This is a genomic window from Flavobacterium glycogeni (assembly GCF_048286775.1).
Taxonomy (GTDB): domain Bacteria; phylum Bacteroidota; class Bacteroidia; order Flavobacteriales; family Flavobacteriaceae; genus Flavobacterium.
Genome location: NZ_JBLVPV010000048.1, coordinates 1 through 4314, shown reverse-complemented (window position 1 = coordinate 4314; position 4314 = coordinate 1). Strand labels below are relative to the sequence as shown.

Genomic DNA, 4314 nt, shown 5'->3' with positions numbered 1-4314 from the left:
GAATAGCCATTATTTAAAACTAACTCAACACATTCTTTCTTAAATGCATAATCATATTTTGATTTTCTTTCCATAAAAATACCCCAAATAGTGTCTAACTTTTTGGGGGCAGTGCAATTCTGAATTTAGAATTGCGGTTTTTTTATTTTTTTAAATGTGATTCATAGCAAGTAATCCATTCTTCGACAGACATTTTTTGGACGAGTGCTGCAATTAAGTCAAACGGAATTTGATCCATCTTCTTAAATCGGATGCAACATTTTCCCATATCTATTTTTTGGGTGCTGTGTTTTGGGTATTCGGTAACAAACCAATTCAGTAATTCGGGGTTAGCATAAATCCCCATGTGATATACCGCGATGAAATTTTTCTGGGAAGCAATACTTATAAAGGGTAACGGGAGTTTTGGATCACAATGATATCCACTTGGATAAATAGAATGCGGAACTATATAGCCCACCATGCCATAAGACATTTCTTCAGAGAAACCTTCAGGAATATTTTTAAGAATAGTTTCACGAAGTTTGGTAAAAGCGATTTTTCTTTCTTCAGGGATTTCTTTTAAATACGCTTCGATTGATGTTGCGAATGACTGCATTTTAAAAATTGTTTTAGTAAAGTTAATTAAAAAACCGCAATTCATAATTTGAACTGTGTTTTTTGTTAATGTGTTGTGTTTTTACCTTCCATGACTATCTATGTTTGAAACTAGTTTTTCAGCATAAATATTTATATCGTAAATAGTGTAACATTTAGAATTATTAATCGTCTATATATTAAGTACTTATAAGCTTTAGATTTTAATTTAACATTCAGCGTATAAAACAGATGTAAAGTTAATTTTGTGTTAAATTTTAGTACTTTGCAAAACAAGATACCTTCTTTTAGACATATATTTGCATAGAATATTAGTTAACAGTTTAAATCATCAAAATCAATCAATTAACAAAAAAAAAACAATCATCATGAAAAAATCAATCGTTTACCTAGGAATTGCTTTAGTAACATTCTCAACTGTTTCTCAAGCATCAAATTACAATTCTTTGACTCAAAAAGAAATCAGTCATTCCATTTATGAAGGTGCAACTCCTTTGTGCATTGCAATCAGCAAAGGAGAAATTGATATTGTAAAAAAACTGATCAATTATGGCGCTGACGTTAACGAAAAATCAAATGGATTAACTCCTTTAATGATGGCCGCAAGGTATAATAAAGTTGAAATTATTAAATTATTATTAGCCAATGGCGCACGTTTAAAAGAGAAAAATGAGAATGGTATTAATGCATTAAAATATGCTGAAGTATCTAATGCAAAAGAAGCAGCTGCATTTTTGAAACTATCAGAATCAAAACCAGTTGCCGGTCTTTAGTATTCAATTGAATTTAATAAAAAAAAGCATCATTGTAAATCAACAATGATGCTTTTTTGTTTTTAAAATAAAAAGTCAGATTTTTGGATTTGCTACTTTTTTTAGCCCCGATAGTCCCGAACCTTTGGGAGAAATCCTTTTTATTTTTTCTTTAAAAATAAAAAGATTACTTCACTATACTTTTAATTTTATTGGAGTTCAGTGAATTTCATTTGTAACGTCCCGATAGCTATCGGGATAGCTCCTAAAAAACTATTTGAAATAAGAGAATGTTTCTTCGTTTTCTAACTTCAACAACGTTTCATAAATTAATTTAATCACGTTTTCAACATCATCGCGGTGTACCATTTCAACAGTGGTATGCATGTAACGCAAAGGCAGTGATATCAAAGCCGAAGCTACGCCGCCATTACTGTAAGCAAAAGCATCAGTATCCGTACCTGTAACACGAGAGGAAGCCAATCGCTGGAATGGAATTTCTTTCGCCATAGCAGTTTCTAAAATCAATTCCCTCAAATTATTCTGAACTGCAGGCGCATAAGTTACTACAGGACCTTTACCAATTTTTGTATCTCCTTCAATTTTCTTTTCGATCATTGGAGTAGTAGAGTCGTGGCATACATCAGTAACAATCGCTACATTTGGTTTGATGGTTTTGGTAATCATTTCGGCACCGCGAAGACCTACTTCTTCCTGAACGGAATTGGTAATATACAATCCAAAAGGAAGTTTTATTTTGTTTTCGTGTAACAAACGAGCTACTTCGGCAATCATAAATCCACCCATTCGATTATCAATGGCGCGACAAACAAATTTATTCTCGTTCAAAATCATGAATTCATCAGGATACGTAATCACACAACCTACATGAACACCCATTTTATCAACCTGTTCTTTTGTTTCGCAACCAATATCAATAAATAGATTGTCCACTTTAGCCACTTCTTCTTTACTTCTATTGCGGGTATGAATAGCCGGCCAGCCAAAAACACCTTTCACAATTCCTGCTTTAGTATGAATATTGACCCGTTTTGAAGGCGCAATTTGGTGATCTGAACCACCGTTTCTAATCACGTAGATTAATCCATCATCCGTAATATAATTCACGTACCATGAAATTTCGTCAGCATGACCTTCAATCACTACCTTATATGGAGCGTCAGGATTTATAATTCCTACAGCCGTACCATAAGTATCCGTTATAAAAGTATCAACATATGGTTTTAAATAATCCATCCATAATTTCTGGCCGCCACTTTCATAACCTGTGGGTGAGGCATTATTAAGATAGTTTTCTAAAAACTCAAGTGATGACTTGTTTAATATTGATTTAGTGCTCATAAAATTATTTTTTTGCTAAATTATAAATTTGGCATTACAGTTGTGTATATAATGTATAATTTTGGCAATTAAATTTTCCTATATGAAGCTAATTAAATTTTTGTTGTTTTTTCTATTTACCGCCCTATCTGTTAATGCGCAGGTAATACCGCAGGATACCACAAAGATGGGGTATGAGTTAGAAGATGACGAATCCATTCTTAATGATACTATTCAATTACCGGAAGTGTTAATCTATAAGGAGAAAATGGATCCCGAAGCGAGAAAGCAATTCTTAATCCTTCAAAATCGTGTTTATAAAACCTATCCTTATGCAAAACTTGCTTCGGAGCGATTGACGATTCTTAATAAAGGAATGGCAAACCTTAAAACAAATAAGGAGAAAAAAAGATACTTTAAGATAGTAGAAAATTATTTAAGTGATGAATTCGAAGCTAAACTCAAAAAGCTTTCCCGTAAACAAGGTCAAATATTGGTGAAGTTAATACATCGTCAGACAGGTACCACAACGTACGAGCTGGTGAAAAACCTTAAAAGTGGCTGGAAAGCATTTTGGTCCAATACGGCGGCAAGTATGTTTGACATTAATTTAAAAACTAAATACACGCCTTACGATGTCAATGAAGACTATCTGATAGAAACGATATTGGTTCGGGCATTTGATTCGGGAAGATTGCAAAATCAGAATCCGGCAAAACCAGTTGATTATGATAATCTAACTGATTCTTGGGAATCCAGAGCTGAAAAGCTGAAAAAATAAGCATCATTTTGGCGTTCCTCATAATATAAAGCGAGGCAATTATCTTAGCGGGTAGTTGCCTCTCTTTATATAATGAGTCGGGCTATCCGCTACAAGTCCTCGTCCCGCCAAAAAAGCGGGACTGTGGGCTTTTTGCTGCTATCCCTAACGCAGGTTGGGTATTCCATAGATTTTGTTCTTTCGACGAAGGCGAAATCACATCAGCAACATCTATTTTGTTACCTTATATATAGGAGCGAAGTGAAAAAGTGTGTTTATCTCTATATTAAGGCAACCCATGCATGCTTTTGATTTGGTCTGTTTGTATTTTTATGGATTGTGAATGAGACGGAACTTTTTGTTTGCATAACTGCAATGACAACTAAAGATACTCTTTACAGATACTACGGTAAGTCCATCGCCAGTAAAACGGTAATAACCCCGAGTGTTCAGAAGGATTAGGTGAGTAAAGAAAGATACAATACGATTGCCTATATATTAATGACATCCACGGTTTTTACCCATAAAGTCACCCTTTCCTTCGGAGAGGGTCGGGGAGAGGAAAAAACTTTTCATTCCAAAAGTCATATTTCCAGCGAGTTAAAGCGAAAGTTAAAAAAACATTAAAAAAAGGGGATTAAAAAGCTTGAATAACGGGATAAAGGTGGTAGTTTTGCACCCGCAATGACGCAGACGTTCTTTAACAAACTGACAAGTAATACGAATTAATCAAGAAAATTTATTTTCAAAAAAGATTCAAAAAAGCTTGTGAGATTAGAAAACGCTCGCTACATTTGCACCCCGCAAAACAAGCGAAGTTCCTTGACAAACTGCTAAGAAAAAGAGAAGAAAAACGGAAATAAA

General features: G+C 34.1%; 4 protein-coding genes. 2 read left to right on the top strand and 2 right to left on the bottom strand.

The window, feature by feature from the left end:
* Positions 1-142: 142 nt before the first annotated feature.
* Positions 143-598, bottom strand: coding sequence for a DUF1801 domain-containing protein (locus tag ACNQGX_RS18105; RefSeq protein ID WP_417978677.1), 456 nt, complete (start codon positions 596-598; stop codon positions 143-145).
* Between the two features lie 367 nt (positions 599-965).
* Here ACNQGX_RS18105 and ACNQGX_RS18100 point away from each other — a divergent pair, with 367 nt between their 5' ends.
* On the top strand, positions 966-1370 hold the full coding sequence (locus ACNQGX_RS18100; RefSeq protein WP_417978675.1) for an ankyrin repeat domain-containing protein: 405 nt from the start codon (positions 966-968) through the stop codon (positions 1368-1370).
* A 252-nt stretch (positions 1371-1622) separates the two neighbouring features.
* On the opposite strand, the gene ACNQGX_RS18095 is transcribed toward ACNQGX_RS18100, so the two are convergent.
* Positions 1623-2711 (bottom strand): M42 family metallopeptidase, encoded by a 1089-nt coding sequence (locus tag ACNQGX_RS18095; RefSeq protein ID WP_417978673.1) that lies wholly within the window; start codon positions 2709-2711, stop codon positions 1623-1625.
* Positions 2712-2793: 82 nt separating this feature from the next.
* On the opposite strand from ACNQGX_RS18095, the gene ACNQGX_RS18090 reads away from it, so the two are divergent.
* Positions 2794-3471, top strand: coding sequence for a DUF4294 domain-containing protein (locus ACNQGX_RS18090; RefSeq protein ID WP_417978671.1), 678 nt, complete (start codon positions 2794-2796; stop codon positions 3469-3471).
* Positions 3472-4314 lie beyond the last annotated feature (843 nt).

What these genes read in the sequence shown, in the direction of transcription:
- ACNQGX_RS18100 (WP_417978675.1), top strand. Translation starts at nt 966, where the DNA reads ATGAAAAAATCAATCGTTTACCTAGGAATTGCTTTAGTAACATTCTCA.
- ACNQGX_RS18090 (WP_417978671.1), top strand. Translation starts at nt 2,794, where the DNA reads ATGAAGCTAATTAAATTTTTGTTGTTTTTTCTATTTACCGCCCTATCT.
- ACNQGX_RS18105 (WP_417978677.1), bottom strand. Translation starts at nt 598, where the DNA reads ATGCAGTCATTCGCAACATCAATCGAAGCGTATTTAAAAGAAATCCCT.
- ACNQGX_RS18095 (WP_417978673.1), bottom strand. Translation starts at nt 2,711, where the DNA reads ATGAGCACTAAATCAATATTAAACAAGTCATCACTTGAGTTTTTAGAA.